General features: G+C 72.1%; 16 protein-coding genes and 1 pseudogene. 9 read left to right on the forward strand and 8 right to left on the reverse strand.

Annotated elements, in window-relative coordinates; genetic code table 11:
• The first annotated feature begins 58 nt into the window (after positions 1-58).
• Genes PZB75_RS01335 through PZB75_RS01345 form a run of 3 tightly spaced genes read left to right on the forward strand, consistent with a single transcriptional unit; the run spans position 59 to position 2,144 of the window.
• Entirely contained in the window at positions 59-658 is a 600-nt protein-coding gene (locus tag PZB75_RS01335) for a TetR/AcrR family transcriptional regulator (RefSeq protein ID WP_275533421.1), read from the forward strand.
• An 11-nt stretch (positions 659-669) separates the two neighbouring features.
• Entirely contained in the window at positions 670-1,245 is a 576-nt protein-coding gene (locus PZB75_RS01340) for a DUF4865 family protein (RefSeq protein ID WP_275533422.1), read from the forward strand.
• Positions 1,239-2,144, forward strand: a complete 906-nt coding sequence (locus tag PZB75_RS01345) for a phosphotriesterase (RefSeq protein ID WP_275533423.1) — start codon at positions 1,239-1,241, stop codon at positions 2,142-2,144. Before PZB75_RS01340 ends, PZB75_RS01345 begins: the two co-directional genes overlap by 7 nt.
• Positions 2,145-2,201: 57 nt before the next feature.
• Here the strand turns inward: PZB75_RS01345 and PZB75_RS01350 are convergent, their stop codons facing one another.
• On the reverse strand, positions 2,202-3,416 hold the full coding sequence (locus PZB75_RS01350) for an ROK family protein (RefSeq protein WP_275533424.1): 1,215 nt from the start codon (positions 3,414-3,416) through the stop codon (positions 2,202-2,204).
• Positions 3,417-4,000: 584 nt separating this feature from the next.
• Between PZB75_RS01350 and PZB75_RS01355 the strand changes: the two genes are divergently transcribed.
• Positions 4,001-4,297, forward strand: a complete 297-nt coding sequence (locus PZB75_RS01355; RefSeq protein ID WP_275538538.1) for a hypothetical protein — start codon at positions 4,001-4,003, stop codon at positions 4,295-4,297.
• A 55-nt stretch (positions 4,298-4,352) separates the two neighbouring features.
• On the opposite strand, the gene PZB75_RS01360 is transcribed toward PZB75_RS01355, so the two are convergent.
• Positions 4,353-5,072 carry a TetR/AcrR family transcriptional regulator gene (locus tag PZB75_RS01360; RefSeq protein ID WP_275533425.1) on the reverse strand — a complete coding sequence of 240 codons (720 nt, stop codon included), beginning with the start codon at positions 5,070-5,072 and terminating at the stop codon, positions 4,353-4,355.
• 125 nt (positions 5,073-5,197) lie between these two features.
• Here PZB75_RS01360 and PZB75_RS01365 point away from each other — a divergent pair, with 125 nt between their 5' ends.
• Both PZB75_RS01365 and PZB75_RS01370 read left to right on the forward strand, forming a co-directional pair.
• Positions 5,198-5,653, forward strand: a complete 456-nt coding sequence (locus PZB75_RS01365) for a nitroreductase family deazaflavin-dependent oxidoreductase (RefSeq protein ID WP_275533426.1) — start codon at positions 5,198-5,200, stop codon at positions 5,651-5,653.
• 230 nt (positions 5,654-5,883) lie between these two features.
• On the forward strand, positions 5,884-6,045 hold the full coding sequence (locus PZB75_RS01370; protein ID WP_275533427.1) for a hypothetical protein: 162 nt from the start codon (positions 5,884-5,886) through the stop codon (positions 6,043-6,045).
• Positions 6,046-6,349: 304 nt separating this feature from the next.
• On the opposite strand, the gene PZB75_RS01375 is transcribed toward PZB75_RS01370, so the two are convergent.
• The gene (locus tag PZB75_RS01375; protein WP_275533428.1) at positions 6,350-6,973 is read right to left on the reverse strand and encodes a TetR/AcrR family transcriptional regulator C-terminal domain-containing protein; all 624 of its coding nucleotides are present in this window, start codon (positions 6,971-6,973) and stop codon (positions 6,350-6,352) included.
• A 52-nt stretch (positions 6,974-7,025) separates the two neighbouring features.
• Between PZB75_RS01375 and PZB75_RS01380 the strand changes: the two genes are divergently transcribed.
• Positions 7,026-8,507, forward strand: coding sequence for an FAD-dependent monooxygenase (locus PZB75_RS01380; protein ID WP_275533429.1), 1,482 nt, complete (start codon positions 7,026-7,028; stop codon positions 8,505-8,507).
• Between the two features lie 57 nt (positions 8,508-8,564).
• Here the strand turns inward: PZB75_RS01380 and PZB75_RS01385 are convergent, their stop codons facing one another.
• Entirely contained in the window at positions 8,565-9,779 is a 1,215-nt protein-coding gene (locus tag PZB75_RS01385; RefSeq protein ID WP_275533430.1) for a geranylgeranyl reductase family protein, read from the reverse strand.
• A 192-nt stretch (positions 9,780-9,971) separates the two neighbouring features.
• Between PZB75_RS01385 and PZB75_RS01390 the strand changes: the two genes are divergently transcribed.
• The gene (locus tag PZB75_RS01390; RefSeq protein WP_275533431.1) at positions 9,972-11,336 is read left to right on the forward strand and encodes a dipeptidase; all 1,365 of its coding nucleotides are present in this window, start codon (positions 9,972-9,974) and stop codon (positions 11,334-11,336) included.
• Positions 11,337-11,365: 29 nt separating this feature from the next.
• On the opposite strand, the gene PZB75_RS01395 is transcribed toward PZB75_RS01390, so the two are convergent.
• Both PZB75_RS01395 and PZB75_RS01400 read right to left on the reverse strand, forming a co-directional pair.
• Positions 11,366-12,403 carry an NUDIX domain-containing protein gene (locus PZB75_RS01395; protein WP_275533432.1) on the reverse strand — a complete coding sequence of 346 codons (1,038 nt, stop codon included), beginning with the start codon at positions 12,401-12,403 and terminating at the stop codon, positions 11,366-11,368.
• A gap of 196 nt (positions 12,404-12,599) precedes the next feature.
• Positions 12,600-13,553: an ROK family protein gene (locus PZB75_RS01400; RefSeq protein WP_275533433.1), complete on the reverse strand. Its 954-nt coding sequence runs from the start codon at positions 13,551-13,553 to the stop codon at positions 12,600-12,602.
• A 231-nt stretch (positions 13,554-13,784) separates the two neighbouring features.
• On the opposite strand from PZB75_RS01400, the gene PZB75_RS01405 reads away from it, so the two are divergent.
• Complete coding sequence (locus tag PZB75_RS01405) at positions 13,785-14,813, forward strand: LacI family DNA-binding transcriptional regulator (protein WP_275533434.1); 1,029 nt, start codon at positions 13,785-13,787, stop codon at positions 14,811-14,813.
• Positions 14,814-14,989: 176 nt separating this feature from the next.
• Here PZB75_RS01405 and PZB75_RS01410 read toward each other — a convergent pair.
• Both PZB75_RS01410 and PZB75_RS01415 read right to left on the reverse strand, forming a co-directional pair.
• Positions 14,990-15,628, reverse strand: a pseudogene (locus PZB75_RS01410) (class I SAM-dependent methyltransferase).
• A 172-nt stretch (positions 15,629-15,800) separates the two neighbouring features.
• Positions 15,801-16,874: an NAD(P)/FAD-dependent oxidoreductase gene (locus PZB75_RS01415; RefSeq protein ID WP_275533435.1), complete on the reverse strand. Its 1,074-nt coding sequence runs from the start codon at positions 16,872-16,874 to the stop codon at positions 15,801-15,803.
• Between the last annotated feature and the right edge of the window lie 56 nt (positions 16,875-16,930).

Consider the following 16,930-nt stretch of genomic DNA (forward strand, 5'->3'; position numbering starts at 1 on the left):
GTACTCGCGCTCTCCCGGCCCCTCGACTGCTGTACCTACTGGTATGTACAGTGACGTCATGAGCACCCCTGACCGTCTGATCGAGGCCACCCGGGAACTCCTCTGGGAGCGTGGCTACGTGGGCACGAGTCCCAAGGCCATCCAGCAGCACGCGGGCGTGGGCCAGGGCAGCATGTACCACCACTTCCCCGGCAAGTCCGGCCTGGCCCTCGCGGCCATCCGCCGCACGGCCGACGAACTGCGCGCCGCCGCCGACCGGTCGCTGGACGGTCCCGGGACGGCCTACGAGCGGATCGCGGCGTATCTGCTGCGCGAGCGTGAGGTGTTGCGGGGCTGTCCGGTCGGCCGGCTGACCATGGACCCGGATGTCATGGCCAGCGACGAGTTGCGCGCTCCGGTGGAGGAGACGATCGGCCGACTGCGCTCGCGGCTCACGGAGATCGTCCGGGAGGGCGTGGACCGGGGCGAGTTCGACCGGGCCGTGGTGCCCGGGGAGGTCGCGTCGACGATCGTCGCGACGGTGCAGGGCGGCTATGTGCTGGCCCGCGCGTCGGGCTCGACGGCCGCGTTCGACGCGGGCGTCCGAGGGCTGCTCTCCCTGCTCGCCCCCCGTGGCGCCGGCCGGTGCGCACCGGCCGGCGCCACGCCGTCCGTCTGAGGAGTCATCCGGTGCACGCCATGCAGTACGACATCACTCTTCCCGCCGACTACGACATGGAGATCATCCGCAAGCGCGTCGCGACCAGGGGCCATCTCCTCGACGGCTTCCCGGGCCTCGGCCTCAAGGCGTATCTGATCCGTGAACGCGGCGCCCTGTCACCGGTCGCCCAGTACGCCCCGTTCTACCTCTGGACGGCGCCCGAGGGCATGAACTCCTTCCTCTGGGGCCCCGGATTCCAGGGCATCGTCGATGACTTCGGGCGCCCCGAGGTCCGGCACTGGACCGGTCTCGCGTACGAGGAGGGGCCCGCGTCCGTCGCCCGTACGGCGGTGCGCGACATCCTGCGACTGCCGCCGTCAGCGGGGCTCCCCGAGCTGATGGACGAGGCGGTACGGGAGACGGAGCGTCTGGCCGGGCTCGACGGCGCGGTGTGCGCGGCGCTGGCCGTGGATCCGCGCCACTGGGAGCTGGTGCGCTTCTCCCTCTGGGACCACGAGTCCCCCACCGCCCCCGGCGACCGCTTCGAGGTGCTGCGACTGTGCGCCCCGCACCGGGCGGAGCTGCCCCGGGGCAGGCAGTGGTGAGCACGGTCCGGACCGTCCTGGGGGACGTACCCGCCACGGAGCTGGGCGTGTGCGACGCGCACGATCATCTGTTCCTGCGCAGTCCGCTGCTCCCGGGACAGGCACTGGACGACCCGGCGCGTGCCGCCGGGACCCTGCGGGACTTCCAACGGCTGGGCGGCCGATCGGTGGTGCAGTGGACGCCGTACGGAATGGGGCGCGGCGCCCGGGAGTTGGCCGCGCTCGCGCGGACCACGGGCGTACACATCGTGGCCGCGACCGGGCTGCACCGAGCGGCGCATTACGCACCGGAGTTGATCCGTCGCGTCAGCGGCGGGCTCGCCGGTCTGTTCGTCCGGGAGCTGACGGAGGGCATCGGTACGACCGGGGTGAGAGCCGGGCTGATCAAGGTCGCGGGCGCCTTCCACGGCGTCGACGACCACGCCCGGATCACCATGACGGCCGCCGCCGAGGCCCACCACCGCACGGGCGGGGCGCCGATCGCCGTCCATCTGGAGCTCGGTACCGGTGCGCTCGACGTACTGGACCTGCTCTGCGGGGAGTTGGGGGTGCCCGCGCACCGCGTGATCCTCGGCCATCTCGGCCGGTCGCCCGACGGTGTCGTGCAGGCCCAGGTGGCGCGGGAGGGCGCGTTCCTGGCGTTCGACGGGCCGTCCCGGGCCACCCATGCGACGGACTGGCGGCTGCCACGGGAGCTGGCGGAGCTCGCCGACGCCGGGTACGGCGGACAGCTGCTCCTCGGCGGGGACAGGACCGTGCCGGAGACACCGGGCATGCCACATCTGCTGCGACGGCTCCGTCCCCGCCTTGAACACTCCCTGGGGCAACAGCTGTCGGAGCTGATACTCATCGACAACCCGGGCCGCGCCTTCTCGTTCGGGCCACCACGGGACGGCTGATCCCTTGTCGTCCGTCCGGAACGGGCCGGATCGGTGGGCGGACGGGAGACCCCTCGGTCAGGCGAGCGCGGCGAGCGGGTCGTCGAGCACCGGCTGCCAGGCCAGTTCGGCCGCGCCGACCAGGCTGTTGTGATCGAGTGTGCAGGGCAGGATCGGAACACTGCCGCTGCGCCCCCACAGGCTGCGGTCCGCGACGACGGCACGCAACCGCTCGGGGTCGGCGTCGAGGAGGGACCGGTGCAGTCCGCCGAGGATGATGCGATCCGGGTTCAGGATGTTGACGAGCCCGGCGAGTCCGAGGCCGAGCCGGTCGATGAGCGCTTCGGCGGCGTTGCGGACGGCCGCGTCCTCGTACTCCGTACGGAGCAGATCACCGGCCTGCTTGAGCAGTGACTCCTCGGGGCCGGGCGCGCGTCCCGCGGTGGTCAGGAAGGCGAGCGGGTCGGTCTCGACGTCGAGGCAGCCGCGTCCGCCACAGTGGCAGGGGCGGCCTTCCGGGTGCACGGTCAGATGGCCCACTTCGAGCGCCAGTCCGGAACTGCCGGTGTGCAGACGGCCGTCGAGGACCAGGGCTCCGCCGACGCCACGGTGTCCGGTGGCCACGCAGAGCAGGTGCTGGGCGCCGCGGCCCGCGCCGTGCCGGTGCTCGGCGAGCGCGGCCAGATTGACGTCGTTACCGGTGAACGCGGGCCCCGGGATACCCGCGTCCCGTACGCAGGCGGCGAAGATCTCACGGACCTGGGCACCCGCCGGCCAGGCGATGTGCAGCGGGTTGAGGGCGGTGCCCTCCGGTTCGGCGACCGCGGAGGGCACGGCGAGACCCGCGCCCACGCAACGCAGTCCGCTGTCCCGCAGCAGCCGGGCGCACGCGTCCACGACCTCGCCGACGACCTGCGCCGGGTCGGCGGTGACGGCGACGCATCCCGGCGCGGTGGCGACCATCCGGCCCCCCAGCCCGACGAGCGCCGCGCGGAACCCGTCGGAGTGCACCTGGGCGGCAAGGGCGACCGGCCCCGTCTCACTGATCGCCAACCGGTGGGAGGGTCGGCCCTGCGACCCGGCGGCGGAACCCGGCCGGGAATCGACGCGGATGAGTCCGAGTGCTTCCAGTTCGGCGGCGACCGCACCGGCCGTGGCGCGGGTGACGCCCAGCTCGGACGTGAGGACGGCCCGGGTGGGCGCGCGTCCGGTGTGGACCAGTTCCAGGGCGGGCCCCAGCGCGCTGCGGCCTCTCTCCAGCTTCGTCCGGGCGGTCGTCACCTTGCCGTTCATGGAGGCGAGTCTCCCATGATCCCGAGGAGCCGCCGACGGTCCTCCGGCACGGTTCCCGCCAGGTCCGAGGGGTTCGGGCCTCACTTCGGCCCCGTCGTCGATGGCACCCGGACTCCCTTTGTGCCGCAAATAAACAAACCCGGGCCGACCCTACCAGGGGGCAGCGCGCCGGACCCCGCAGTCCGTGCCGCGCACCGCTCCCTACCGGCTCCCCCTTCCCCTCTCCCCTCCGCGCCGCACCGACCGGGCCACGCCGACCGAAGAGGAACACGGGACCACATGGTCGAATCTCGTACATACGACGGGGTGAGTAGATGTACTCAGGCGGAACGGACACCCCTGACGCACGCTGGAGGCATGGGAACAACCGAGGGAGCAACGCCGTGAACCAGTCGGCCGGAAACGAGCGGAACGGTGCCGGGCACGGTACGGGCAGCCGGAACGGGAACGCCACGCGCGGCCAGGGCAGAAGCGGGCATGGCACGAACGGGCATGGCACGAGCGGGCGTGGCACGAGCGGGCGGAGCGCGGGGGGACGGCGACTGCGCACGCTGGTCCGGCTGACCTTCGCCAACCCGGCCTCGATGATCTATCTCGGTATCGTCCTGGCGACAGCCGGGTTCGTCACCGTGGACACACTGTTCGTCCACCACGAGGACGCGTCGTTCGCGGGGGTCTGGCTGTTCTTCCTCGCCGCACCCACCGTGTTCGTGTTTCTCGTCGGCAGTTCCCTGGGCGGTGCGGAATCGGGCGGGCCGACGTGGTTCCTCCTGCTCGGGCTGACCGTGTCGGTACTGGTGCAGTCGCTGGCCATCGGCTGGTTCGTACGCCTGCTGACCGGCGGCCACCGGAACCGCTCGACGGCCGCGCGCGGCGCCTGAGTTCATTCACGCGCCGTCGGCGGCGCCGTACCGCTCACGCCTTCCGGTTACGGGTTCAGTCCCCCGCTCGCGGGCCGGGGCGGGCGTCGATCAGCCCGACGGACCGGCCCAGTTCAGCGGCCGCCTGCCCGAACAGCAGGTCACGGGCCTCGACGACCCGGTTGAACTGACCGAACAGCTCGAAGGAGATCAGCCCGAAGAGCTGGGCCCACGCGGCGACGAGGGCCGCGGCCACCGCCGGGGGCAGATCAGGGGCCAGGTCCGCGGCGATGCGTTCGGCCTCGGGACGCAACTCGGCCGCGAGCGGGGGCACGGCGAGGCCGTGACCGCGGTGGGCGTCGCGGAGGACGCCGATGAGGACGAGGCCGACCCGGGAGGCGGGACCGACGGTGTCCTGCGGCGCGATGTAGCCGGGCACGGGCGAGCCGTAGATCAGGGCGTACTCATGGGGGTGCGCGAGGGCCCAGTCGCGGACGGCACGGCTGACGGCGATCCAGCGGGCGGCGTGCGAGTCGCCGCTCCGCGCGCCGGCGCGGGCCGCTTCGGCGGCCTCCCCCACGGCGTCGTACGCGTCGATGATGAGCGCGGTGAGCAGTTCGTCCCGGCTGGGGAAGTAGCGGTACAGCGCCGAGGAGACCATGCCCAGCTCACGGGCGACGGCCCGGAGCGAGAGCTTCGCGGCGCCCTCGGCCATGAGTTGCCTCCGCGCCTCTTCCTTGATGGCTGCGGTCACTTCGATACGGGCGCGCTCGCGGGCCCCTCGGATCGTACTCATGGCCCCAGTTTGCCATGCGAACAGAGCGCCGATCGACAATGTGAGCGGCGCTCTTGTTTTCGAGCGGCGCTTTCGTACACACTGATCTCAAGCGAGAGCGCCGCTCTCGGAACCTGGGGGTCACCGTGTCGCAGCAGCCGTATTACCTCAAGAGCAGCACCTTCAACACCCGGATGAACAACGTGATCGGCCGGCTCGCCCGACACGGCGTCAGCCTTCTCGGTACCGCCGAACTCTCCGTGCGTGGCCGGAAGAGCGGGCAGCTCCAGCGCGTGCCGGTGAACCCGCATACGCACGAGGACGTCCAGTACCTGGTTTCGGCGCGCGGCCACTCCCAGTGGGTGCGCAACATGCGGGTGGCGGGCGGCGGCGAACTGCGCGTCGGCCGCAAGGTCCGCGCCTTCGACGCGGCCGAGATCCCGGACGAGGAGCGGAAGGCGCGTGTCATCCGCGCCTATCTGGAGCGGTGGGGCTGGGAGGTCGACCAGTACTTCCGGGGTGTCACCGCCAAGTCCTCCGACACCGAACTGCTCGCGGCCTGCGCGGACCATCCCGTGTTCCGGATCACGGTACGCGCCTGACGCCCGGTCACGACCGGAGCCGGCCCCTACCGGCGTCGCCTCACACCGGAACAGCCGGATCGGTCGGGGCAGGTCACCGACCGGTGATCCACCACCGTGGGACAGGCTCTGGCGCGGCATGTCCAACCAGCCGGACTCTCCGCCGAACGGCAGCATCCAGCCGACGGGTGGTTCCCTCACCCGCGCGGCCCTCCGGGCCCGGCTCGGCGAACGGTACAGTCGCCGAACTCATGCCATGCGTGAGCACCGGAGTCGCCACCCCCACCATGCTCGATCAGCTCACCACGGAACGCGATCGCATCGCCGAACACATCCAGGACCTGACCCGGACCAGGTCCAAACTCGACCGCGTGACTAAGGACGTCGTCGCGGCGGGCGTGGTGAAGGGCTGATCGCCCGCGGTGACCTCGTCGACCGCTTCCACGACCGCACGATCCACAGCTGAAGAGCCCTCAGAAGCACCTGAACACAAGACGGTCGCGGCACGAAGCCGCGCCGGAGTGCGCCGGAGCCGATCTCCGCAGCCAACGAGAAGGGACCGGACGCGAACATCCCCTCCCTGCACGTCCTGACGCCCGCGCCCGTGAAGCCCGTCCCCGCCACGACGGCCGCCGCTCCGGACCCGCGGCCGGACACACCCGCCGCGCCCGTGCACCGCCGGACGGCCACCGCCGGGCCGGCGAGCCTTGCCCTCGGTCACCCTCGCGCGAGGATCGCGGACAGGCCGAACTCGAAGCGTTCGCCGAATGATTCCGCGTCGAGATGGCCGAGGACGCGGTGGAGTGCGGGGTGGGCCGCCCCGGAAACCGCGTCGGCCAGACGGTCGTTCAGGGGCCGGCCCGCCGCCGCCTGTTCTTCCTGGGTGAGGCCGAGGACGAAGTAGATGATCGTCCACGTGGTCCAGGCGGTCTCACGCTCGTCCAGGCCACCGTCCAGCAACGCGCCCACCAGGGCATCAGCGAGACGCAGGGTATGCGGTTCGGCGGCGTAGGTGCCGACGACGAGCGTGGCGCCGTCGCGGTGGGCGAGCAGGGCGCGGCGGTACCGGCGGGCCAGTTCGCGGACGCGCTCGTCCCAGGGGGCCGGAAGGTCGTCGAGCGGGGCTTCGCCGACGACGGCGTCCGCCATCAGCTCCAGCATCCGGGCCTTGGTCTTCACATGCCACAGCACGGTGTTCATCCGTACGCCGAGCCGGTCGGCGACCGCCCGGGTGGACAGGCCGTCCAGGCCCTTTTCGTCCAGCAGTTCAAGCGCTGCACGAATCACCGTTCCAGGGTCCAGCCGCGGGCCGCGGTCCTCACGCGCTTGCTTATTGGTCATTGACCTAGTTTACTACGGGACACGTTATTGGTCACCGACCTAGGATGGGTTCATGGAACAGCAGGTTGTCATCGCCGGAGGGGGCCCGGTCGGGCTCTGGCTCGCCGCCGAACTACGGCTGGGCGGGGTTTCCGTCACCGTCGTCGAGGAGCGTGCAGACATCGACCAGCGCTCCAAGGCCCTCACCATCCACCCACGCACCATCGAGATCCTGGCCTCGCGCGGCGTGCACAAGCCCTTCCTCACCGAGGGGATGCCGATTCCGAGCGGCCATTTCGCCATGCTCGACGACCGGCTCGACTTTCGTGCGCTGGAGACCCCGTTCCCGTACACCCTCGCCCTGCCCCAGGCCCGCACCGAGGAACTGCTGGAGGAGCACGCGCTCGCACTCGGCGCCACGATCGTGCGCGGTCACCGCGTCACCGGGTTCACCGAGCACGCGGAGTCGGTGACCGTGCGGGTCGACGGGCCGGACGGGCCGTACGAACTCCAGGCGGCGTTCATCATCGGCTGCGACGGCTCCCGCAGCACCGTGCGCACCGCCGCCGGCATCGACTTCGTCGGTACGCCCTCCACCGTCCTGGGCTGGCTCGGCGACGTCACCCTTGACAGCCCGCCGCGTCCCGGGTTCAGCACCTTCGGGCTCCGGGGCGGGGTGATGGTCGCGCCGCTGCCCGGTGGTCGGTACCGCGTGGTCGGTGCCAGCCCCGACAGCCTCACGACGCAATGGCCCGGCGACCTCACGCTGGAGGAGCTGCGGGCCAGGACCGTCGCCATCACGGGGGAGGACTTCGGCATGCGCGACCCGATCTGGCTCTCCCGATTCGGCAACGCCACCCGGCTGGCCGCCCGGTACCGGCGAGGCCGGATCGTGCTCGCCGGTGACGCCGCCCACCAGCACTTCCCGGCGGGTGGGGTCGGAATGAACGTCGGCATCCAGGACGCGCACAACCTCGGCTGGAAGCTCGCCGCCACCCTCCGCGGCTGGGCACCCGACCACCTGCTCGACACCTATCACACCGAGCGCCACCCCGTAGGCGCCCAGTTGATGGAACACAGCCGCGCGCAGACCGCACTGATGACCGGCTTCACCCCGGAAGCCCTCGACCTGCGCTCCCTGTTCAGCGGGATGATCGCCACCCAGCCGGCACTCAACAAGGCCCTGTCCGAACGTCTCACCGCGCTTGCCGTCGGCTACCCCACGCCAGATCCGACAGCTCACCCCCTCGTCGGCACCCGCGCCCCCGACCTGGCCTTCACCGGCTCGGAGAACCACCTGTTCTCCCGGTCGCGCCCGGACAGCTACCTGCTGCTCGACCTGACGGCGGGCGTCCTGACGGACCGGACGCGGCCGGGGCTCGTGGTCCACACCTCAACCCTCGACCGGACCCCGGACGCATGGGCCACCGTGCGCGCCGCTCTCGTCCGCCCCGACGGACACGTCGCCTGGGCCGGCGCCGATGAGGACGACACCGCACTGTCCGCCGCCGTCGACCGGGCACTCGCCACCACCCACCGCACCACGGCCCGCTGACCGCGGGCCGGCCACTCGCCGTTCCGTTCCCGCCTGGCCGAACGAGAACGGGAGTACCTAGCGGTCCATCGCCGACATCGCCCGCTGGGCCAGCGGGTGCGTACGGACCAGCTCCGCCAGTGACGTCGTCCCACGGGTGATGCCCGCGAACGCCTTCCATGCGGGACGGAACCCCGTGAGCACCGCGTGCAGCATCCCGGGGCGACGCTCGAACAGCTTCAGCATCCGTCGTCCCACACCCATCTCGACCCCCAGCCCGGCCTTGATGGCGAAGGCGTAGTTGAGGGCCTGACGGCGCGCGTCGACCGCGTCGTGCGACTCCGCGATCCGCACCGCCCACTCCCCGGCGAGCCGCCCGGAGCGCAGGGCGAACGAGATGCCCTCCCGGGTCCATGGCTCCAGCAGTCCCGCCGCGTCCCCGCAGACCAGCACCCGCCCGCGCGACAGCGGCGAGTCGTCGCTGCGGCACCGCGTCAGGTGCCCGGACGAGATCCGCGGCTCGAACCCGGCGAGTCCCAGCCGGGCGATGAAGTCCTCCAGATACCGCTTGGTCCCCGCTCCGTCACCGCGCGCCGAGATCACACCGACGGTCAGCGTGTCGCCCTTCGGGAACACCCAGCCGTAACTGCCGGGCATCGGGCCCCAGTCGATGAGCACCCTCCCCGCCCAGTCCTCGGCGACGGTCTCCGGCACCGGGATCTCCGCCTCCAGGCCGAGGTCCACCTGGTCGAGCTTCACCCCGACATGGGCTCCTATCCGGCCCGCGCTGCCGTCCGCGCCCACCACGGAGCGGGCGAGGACGGTCTCGCCGTCGGACAGCACCAACGCGACCGTGCGCCGGTCCGGCACGGCCGGCCCGTGCTGCTCGACCCGCGTCACCGCGGCGCCGGTACGGAGTTCGGCGCCCGCCTTCTGCGCCTGCTCGACCAGGCCCGCGTCGAACTCGGACCGGTTGATGAGTCCGAAGAGCATCCGCTTCGAGCGCCGGGTACGGGTCAGCCGGCCGTTGAGCGAGAAGGTGACCGCGTAGACGCGTTCCCTCAGGGGAAGTTCGAACCCGGGAGGCAGCGAATCGCGCGAAAATCCGATGATCCCGCCGCCGCAGGTCTTGTACCGGGGCAGTTCCGCCTTCTCCAGCAGCAACACCCGCCGGCCCGCGACCGCCGCCGCGTACGCCGCGGAGGCTCCGGCCGGTCCGGCGCCGACTACGACGACGTCCCACACCGACGACTCTTCGTGCTCACGTCCGGCGTCTGCGTTCTCGCTGCTCACGATGTGCTTCTGCTCCCGATCCGACCAGTGGCCCAAGCTGCTCACGGCATCCTACGGCGCGTTGCGACCGACCCCCGCTGTGGGAGGATCTGCGGTGGTTCCCGCCGGCCCGACCGCGCGCCCGCCGCCACACACACGGCATGGTGCACGACGAGTCGTCCATTCAACGTCGCACCCACGAGGAGCGTGCCCATGACCGCCCGTCCGATATTCGAGACCATCGCGTCGCTGATGCCCCGGGCCAAGGCGGAGCTGGCCGAGCTGGTGGCCTTCCGGTCGGTGGCGGATTCCGCGCAGTTCCCGAGGAGCGAGTGCGAAGCGGCCGCCGACTGGGTCGCCGACGCGCTGCGCGCCGAGGGCTTCGAGGACGTCGCCCTGCTCGACACGCCTGACGGCACCCGATCGGTCTACGGCTTCCTGCCCGGCCCGGCCGGTGCGCCGACCGTGCTGCTCTACGCCCACTACGACGTGCAGCCGCCGCTCGACGAGTCCGCCTGGCTCTCCCCGCCGTTCGAACTGACCGAGCGCGACGGCCGCTGGTACGGGCGTGGGGCGGCCGACTGCAAGGGCGGCCTCATCATGCATCTGCTCGCGCTGCGCGCCCTTCGGGCCGACGGCGGCGTGCCGGTCTCCGTCAAGGTGATCGCGGAGGGCTCCGAGGAGCAGGGCACGGGCGGTCTGGAGCGGTACGCCGAGGCGCACCCGGAGCTGCTCGCCGCGGACACGATCGTCATCGGTGACACGGGTAACTTCCGGGTCGGCCTGCCCACCGTCACGGCGACGCTGCGCGGTATGACGATGCTTCGGGTGCGGCTGGACACGCTCGCGGGCAATCTGCACTCGGGGCAGTTCGGCGGCGCCGCGCCGGACGCCCTCGCCGCGATGATCCAGCTGCTGGCCTCGCTGCGCGCCGAGGACGGCACGACGACGGTCGACGGACTCGTGTCGGATGCGGACTGGGACGGTCTTCAGTACCCCGAGGACGAGTTCCGCAAGGACGCACGGGTCCTGGACGGGGTGGAACTGATCGGTACGGGTACGGTCGCCGACCGGATCTGGGCCAGGCCCGCCGTCACCGTGATCGGTGTCGACTGCCCGCCGGTGGTCGGCGCGACCCCGTCGCTGCAGGCCAGTGCGCGGGCCCAGATCAGTCTGCGCGTGCCGCCCGGCCAGGACGCGGCCGAGGCGACGAAGCTGCTGACCGCGCACCTGGAGGCGCACACCCCCTGGGGTGCGCGGATCTCGGTGGAACAGGTCGGCCAGGGCCAGGCGTTCCGCGCGGACACCTCCAGTCCGGCGTACACCTCGATGGCGGAGGCGATGCGTGTCGCCTACCCGGGTGAGGAGATGCAGACGTCGGGCATGGGCGGTTCGATCCCGCTGTGCAACACCCTCGCCGCGCTCTACCCGAAGGCGGAGATCCTGCTGATCGGCCTGAGCGAACCGGAGGCGCAGATCCACGCGGTGAACGAGAGCGTGTCGCCCGAGGAACTGGAGCGCCTTTCGGTCGCCGAGGCGCTGTTCCTGCGCAACTACGCGGAGTCGAGGAAGAACTGACCCACGTCTCCGCCGCGGTCCTGCGCGCGTCAGCCGACCGGGACTCCGGCCTCCAGGTTGAGCACGGTTGACCGCTCCCGCGCCCGCAACGCCCAGCGCAGCCGCTGGTAGCGGGCGGGCGGCAGGAGATCTGCCGCCTCCTGCTCGGTGACGAACCGCCAGCCCCGCAGCTCCGACCCGGGCAGCAGCAGCCGGCCCGCGTCCTCGCAGTTCAGCAGGCCGCCGTCGAACAGCATCCGCAGGCCGCCGTAGCCCGGGGGCTTCGGCGGCTCCCAGTCCACCAGCAGCAGTTTCGGCACCCGGTCGAGATGGATGCCTATCTCCTCCGCCACTTCGCGTATCCCCGCCCGTGCGGGCGGTTCACCCGGTTCGACCACACCGCCGGGGAACTCCCATCCGGGTTTGTAGGTCGGGTCGACGAGCAGCACCCGGTCGTGTTCGTCGAAGAGCAGCACTCCGGCGGCCAGGGTCTCGGCGGTCGGTTCGGGGGTCTGGACGATCTCGCAGTCGGCCGCCGCCCCGCTGTCCACGGCCTCGACGATGCGCTTCGCCGTCTCGTGCGGGGTGAGCGCGCTGGTGTCGATGATGTGGGCGTCGTGAGTGATCCAGCCGAGTGCCGCCCGGTAGGGCTCGATGTGTTCGTACGCCCACTGCCGAATCCGGTCGTTGCGGACGGGGTCGTCGGCGGTCTCCTCGCGGTCCGCGATCCTTCGGCGCAGGATCGTTTCCTCTGGGGCGAGCAGCACATGCCGGACGGAGATGCGCCGGGACGCCAGTCCGCCGAAGATCTCGTCGCGGTACTCCTGCCGGAGCAGGGTCATCGGTACCACGAGCACACCGCCGACCTCGGCGAGCATGGCGGCGGCGGTGTCCACGACGAGCCGCCGCCAGATCGGCAGGTCCTGGAAGTCCGTCACCTCTGCCAGTCTCTTGCGCGGCAGCAGGTGGCGCAGCCCCCCGCCGGTCAGCTCGGGGTCGTAAAAAGTGCTGTTCGGGAGCAGATCGACCAGTTCGCGCGCGGCGCTGGTCTTGCCCGCGCTGAACGCGCCGTTAACCCAGACGATCACGGTTCCCCCTCTTCCGTAGCCCTCTGAGGCTTGCCCGCAACACCATGCCGCGAAAACCCGTCCTCGGTGACGATGTGGGACAGGAACCGCCTCCAGCCCCCGCGGCCGGCCTGTTGGGACGGGCGGGAAGGAGGCGTGGAAACCGCGCGTGGAGAAGCCCGGCGCCGACGGACGCGGCGGCGGGGCCGTCTCGCCGTCATGTGCTGAGCGCCACGGCTCCGGCCGGGCGGACCGGCGCGGCGGCGGCGGCGCCGACCAGTCCGGCGTCGGTGCCCATGACGGCGGGGACCACCGTCAGGCCGCGTACGAAGGAGAGCGTGGCGTAGTTCCGCAGAGCGCGCCGCAGCGGGGTGAACAGCACGTCGCCCGCTCCGGCGACTCCGCCGCCGACCACCGCGATGTCGATCTCCACGAGGGTGGCGGTGGCGGCGATCGCGGCGGCCAGCGCCTGGGCGGCCCGCTCGAACGAGGCGATCGCGACCGGGTGCCCGCTCCGTGCGGCAGCGGCCACTCCGGCCGCCGTGACGTCTCCGTCCGGACCGGGCAGCCAGCCGCCCAGCAGCGCGCGGCGCGCGATGTTCGGACCGCTGGCGATGCGTTCGACGCAGCCGCGCGACCCGCACGGGCACAGGTCCCCGTTCAGTTCCACGCTGATGTGGCCGATGTGACCCGCGTTCCCGGTGACTCCCGGGTGGAGCTTCCCTCCGAGCACCAGGCCACCGCCGACACCGGTCGACACGACCAGGCACAGCGCGTCGTCGTGGCCCCGGGCGGCGCCCAGCCAGTGTTCGGCCGCCGTCATCGCGACCCCGTCGCCGACCAGCGCGACGGGGAGTCCGCCGATCGTCCGGCGTACCCGGTCCACCAGCGGGAAACCGCGCCAGCCGGGGACGTTGACCGGGCTGACCGTGCCGGTCGACGCGTCCACCGGGCCCGCGCTGCCGATGCCGAGCGACGCCACCCGCGGCCAGTACGGGGAGGCGGTGAGTCCTACCAGTACGTCCGTCACCGCGTCCATCACCGCCTCGCCGTGCTCGCGGGCGGGCGTGGGCCGCTGGTTCCTCACCAGGATGCCACCGCTCCCGTCCACCAGCGCACCGGCGATCTTGGTGCCGCCGATGTCGAGCGCGGCGACGAGGTCGGTATGCATCGGCGTGTGCTCTCCGAAGGGGTGCGGTGACAATGTGAGGAGAATACGGAAGCGGAGTACGGGACCTGTGGAGTCTGTCAGCAGTCCGCCCAGTCTCCCTGCGCATGACAACGTTGTCCAGGGCCTATGCTCGACGCCACAGCCTTCGGCTTCCCTCCCCGGTCCCCGGCCGTCCCCGGCTGCGGACCCGGAGCGTCAGGGACGCCCGCATTCGACGACAGGACAGCGCACGTGGCCGAGACCATTCGTCATTCCGACTCCCGCTACGGCAATCGGCCGACCATGAAGGACGTGGCGGCCCGGGCGGGAGTGGGTCTCAAGACGGTGTCCCGGGTGGTGAACAGCGAACCGGGTGTCACGCCCGACACCGAACGCCGGGTCCAGGAGGCGATCGACTCGCTCGGCTTCCGCCGCAACGACAGCGCGCGCGTGCTGCGCAAGGGCCGCACCGCCTCGATCGGTCTCGTCCTGGAGGATCTGGCCGACCCGTTCTACGGGCCGCTGAGCCGCGCGGTCGAGGAGGTGGCCCGCGCGCACGGCGCCCTCCTCATCAACGGGTCGAGCGCGGAGGACCCGGGGCGTGAGCGGGAACTCGTCCTGGCGCTGTGCGCCCGCCGGGTGGACGGTCTGATCGTGATCCCGGCCGGTGACGACCACCGCTACCTGGAGCCGGAGATCCGGGCCGGGATCGCCACGGTCTTCGTGGACCGCCCGGCGGGCCGGATCGACGCGGACGTGATCCTCTCCGACAACTTCGGCGGCGCTCGCGCCGGCGTCGCCCATCTGATCGCGCACGGCCACCGCAGGATCGCCTTCATCGGTGACCGGCCGCGCATCCACACCGCGGCGGAACGGCTGCGCGGCTACCACGCCGCCATGGCGGACGCCGGGATAGCCGTCGAACCGTCCTGGGTCTCCCTCGGACCCACCGACCCCGCGCGGGTCCGGGCCGATGTCGAGTCCGTCCTCGCGGGTCCCGAACCGGTCACCGCCCTCTTCGCGGGCAACAACCGGGTGACGGTGACGGCGGTACGGGTCCTGGCCGACCGCGAACGCCCGGTCGCCCTGGTCGGCTTCGACGACATCGAGCTGGCCGATCTGCTCGGCATCACCGTGGTGTCTCAGGACGCGGCGGCCGTCGGCAGGACCGCCGCCGAACGCCTCTTCCGCCGCCTCGACGGCGCGGACGACGCACCCGCCCGGGTGGAGCTCCCGACGGCGCTCATCCCCCGGGGCTCGGGCGAACTGCCGCCCGTGTGAAGGCGGCCGGGCACGCGGGCCCGGCCGCCTTCGCGCCCGGCCACGGGTGGGTACCGCGCGGAGCGCGGACGCCGGTCGCGTATCCGCGCTCACCGTCCGCGGCCGGCGACTCGTGCCGCGCCGAGCGGCGGGCGGGCCCGCTTCCGGGCGACCGTTCCGGGACCCGCCCGCCTCTCTCAGGCAGGCAGCCGCCGTACCTTCAGCGTGTTGTCCGTGCGGACGGTCGGCGCCCCGTCCGGACCGGTCCGGGTCCGCTCGTGCTCCTCACTGAGCAGCACCTCCCACTCCCCTTCGGCCAGCTCCAGCGACTCCAGGACCTCGTCCGGCGTGGGGAGCCGCACCTCGGGGTGGTCGTGCTGCTCCCAGGCCGGGTGCCCGGCGTGCCCGACGATCAGGAGCACCCCGCCCGGTGCGACGGCCGAGGCGGCCGTCCGCAGAATCCGCTCACGCGGCAGGTCACCCACGGAGTGCAGGAAATGGGCGGACACGAGATCGAAGGGGCCCTCCGGGAACGTCACTCCGAGGTCGTGGCGCTGCCAGTCGACACGGTCGGCGACCCCTTCCGCCGCCGCGTGCCCGGCCGCCCGGCCGAGGGCGACCCTGGAGATGTCGGTCGCGGTCACCCGCCACCCCTAGTGGGCGAGCCAGATCGCGTCGGCCCCCTCACCGCAGCCGAGGTCCAGCGCCCGGCCCGGTTCCGTGCCGGTGACCTCGCGGACCAGGACGGTGTTCGGTTCGCCGCTCCACATCCGCTCGCTCTCCAGGTAGCGGCCGTCCCAGTACTCCGCCTCCGTGGCGGTGCGGTCATCGGTCATCGACGTGTCCTCCTTGGTGTGCCGGTGTGTGTCGTGGTGTGTGTGGTGCCGCGTTCACGCGTGGCCGTGCCGCGGTGTGAACGCGTACCGCGGTCACGGGTGCCGTGTCCGCCTGCGCCGTGCTGTCGCTCCCGGCCAGGACACCGGGTGTGGTGGCCGCCGGGCGGCACGGTCACAGGCCGTGCCGGCTGTCGCCGAGCACTCTGCCGCACACGTCCCGTTCGGCCTGGGCCGAGAACGGGGCGCGCCGGGCGGCGACGGCCCGGCGGGTGTCCTCCGCGACCAGGTCGGCGTTGATCGCCCCGGCCGCTCGTACTCCCGCCGCGGCGGCCCCGACGACGGTGTCCGACGGGGTCGCGACGTTGCCCGCCGCCCACACGCCCGGCACCTCGGTCGCTCCGGACGGATCGGTGGGCAGGTAGCGGCCGACGACCTCCCCGGCGAACTCCTGGCCGGTGGTCTTCAGACCCAGATCCGCGAGCATGCCGCCTCGGGCGGTGAAGCGCGGCGGGGCCACGACGGCCTGGCACGCGATCACGTGGCCGTCCCTGAGGATCACCCCGGTCAACCGGTCATCGGTGATCTCCAGCCCGGCCACCTCTCCGTCCACGACAGCGATGTCGCGAGCGGCGAGCCGCTCGTACTCCTCGTCGGCCGGCTCGGGACCGGTGTGCGACAGCAGGGACACCCGCGGGCTCCACTGCCGCCACAGCAACGCCTGGTGCACGGCCATGGGGCCGCCGCCGAGAATGCCGATCGGCAGGTCGCGGACCTCCCATCCGTGGCAGTACGGGCAGTGCAGCACGTCACGTCCCCATCGCTCGGCCAGCCCCGCCACCTCCGGCAGTTCGTCGACCAGACCGGTGGTCACCAGCAGCCGCGCCGCCTCGACCGCGCTCCCGTCGGCGAGGACGACACGGAAGCCACCGCCCGCCGACCGCTCCACGGTCACCACCGTGCCCGCCATGATCTCGCCGCCGTACCCGGTCACCTCGGCCCGCCCCGTGGCCAGCAGCTCCGAGGGCGGAACCCCCTCACGGCCCAGATAGTTGTGGATGTGACCGGCCGGGGCGTTGCGTGGCTCTCCCGAGTCGATCACCAGTACCGAGCGGCGGGCCCTGGCCAGGGTCAGCGCCCCGCTCAGCCCGGCGGCCCCGCCGCCCAGGACGACGACGTCGTAACGCCGTTCCCCCGTCGAGTAAGCGGCTGTCGCCCCGCCTCGTGTGTTCCGTGTGTGCTCGTCCATGTGAAGCACCTCCATCCACCGGGATGGTCCGTCAGCACTTCACCACTTGACAAACT

This window comes from Streptomyces sp. AM 4-1-1 (genome assembly GCF_029167625.1).
Lineage (GTDB): Bacteria > Actinomycetota > Actinomycetes > Streptomycetales > Streptomycetaceae > Streptomyces.

Excerpts from the sequence above, each read along its gene's own strand:
- PZB75_RS01335 (WP_275533421.1), top strand. The coding sequence starts at position 59 with ATGAGCACCCCTGACCGTCTGATCGAGGCCACCCGGGAACTCCTCTGG.
- PZB75_RS01350 (WP_275533424.1), bottom strand. The coding sequence starts at position 3,416 with ATGAACGGCAAGGTGACGACCGCCCGGACGAAGCTGGAGAGAGGCCGC.
- PZB75_RS01355 (WP_275538538.1), top strand. The coding sequence starts at position 4,001 with ATGATCTATCTCGGTATCGTCCTGGCGACAGCCGGGTTCGTCACCGTG.
- PZB75_RS01360 (WP_275533425.1), bottom strand. The coding sequence starts at position 5,072 with ATGAGTACGATCCGAGGGGCCCGCGAGCGCGCCCGTATCGAAGTGACC.
- PZB75_RS01370 (WP_275533427.1), top strand. The coding sequence starts at position 5,884 with ATGCCATGCGTGAGCACCGGAGTCGCCACCCCCACCATGCTCGATCAG.
- PZB75_RS01375 (WP_275533428.1), bottom strand. The coding sequence starts at position 6,973 with ATGACCAATAAGCAAGCGCGTGAGGACCGCGGCCCGCGGCTGGACCCT.
- PZB75_RS01380 (WP_275533429.1), top strand. The coding sequence starts at position 7,026 with ATGGAACAGCAGGTTGTCATCGCCGGAGGGGGCCCGGTCGGGCTCTGG.
- PZB75_RS01390 (WP_275533431.1), top strand. The coding sequence starts at position 9,972 with ATGACCGCCCGTCCGATATTCGAGACCATCGCGTCGCTGATGCCCCGG.
- PZB75_RS01400 (WP_275533433.1), bottom strand. The coding sequence starts at position 13,553 with ATGCATACCGACCTCGTCGCCGCGCTCGACATCGGCGGCACCAAGATC.
- PZB75_RS01415 (WP_275533435.1), bottom strand. The coding sequence starts at position 16,874 with ATGGACGAGCACACACGGAACACACGAGGCGGGGCGACAGCCGCTTAC.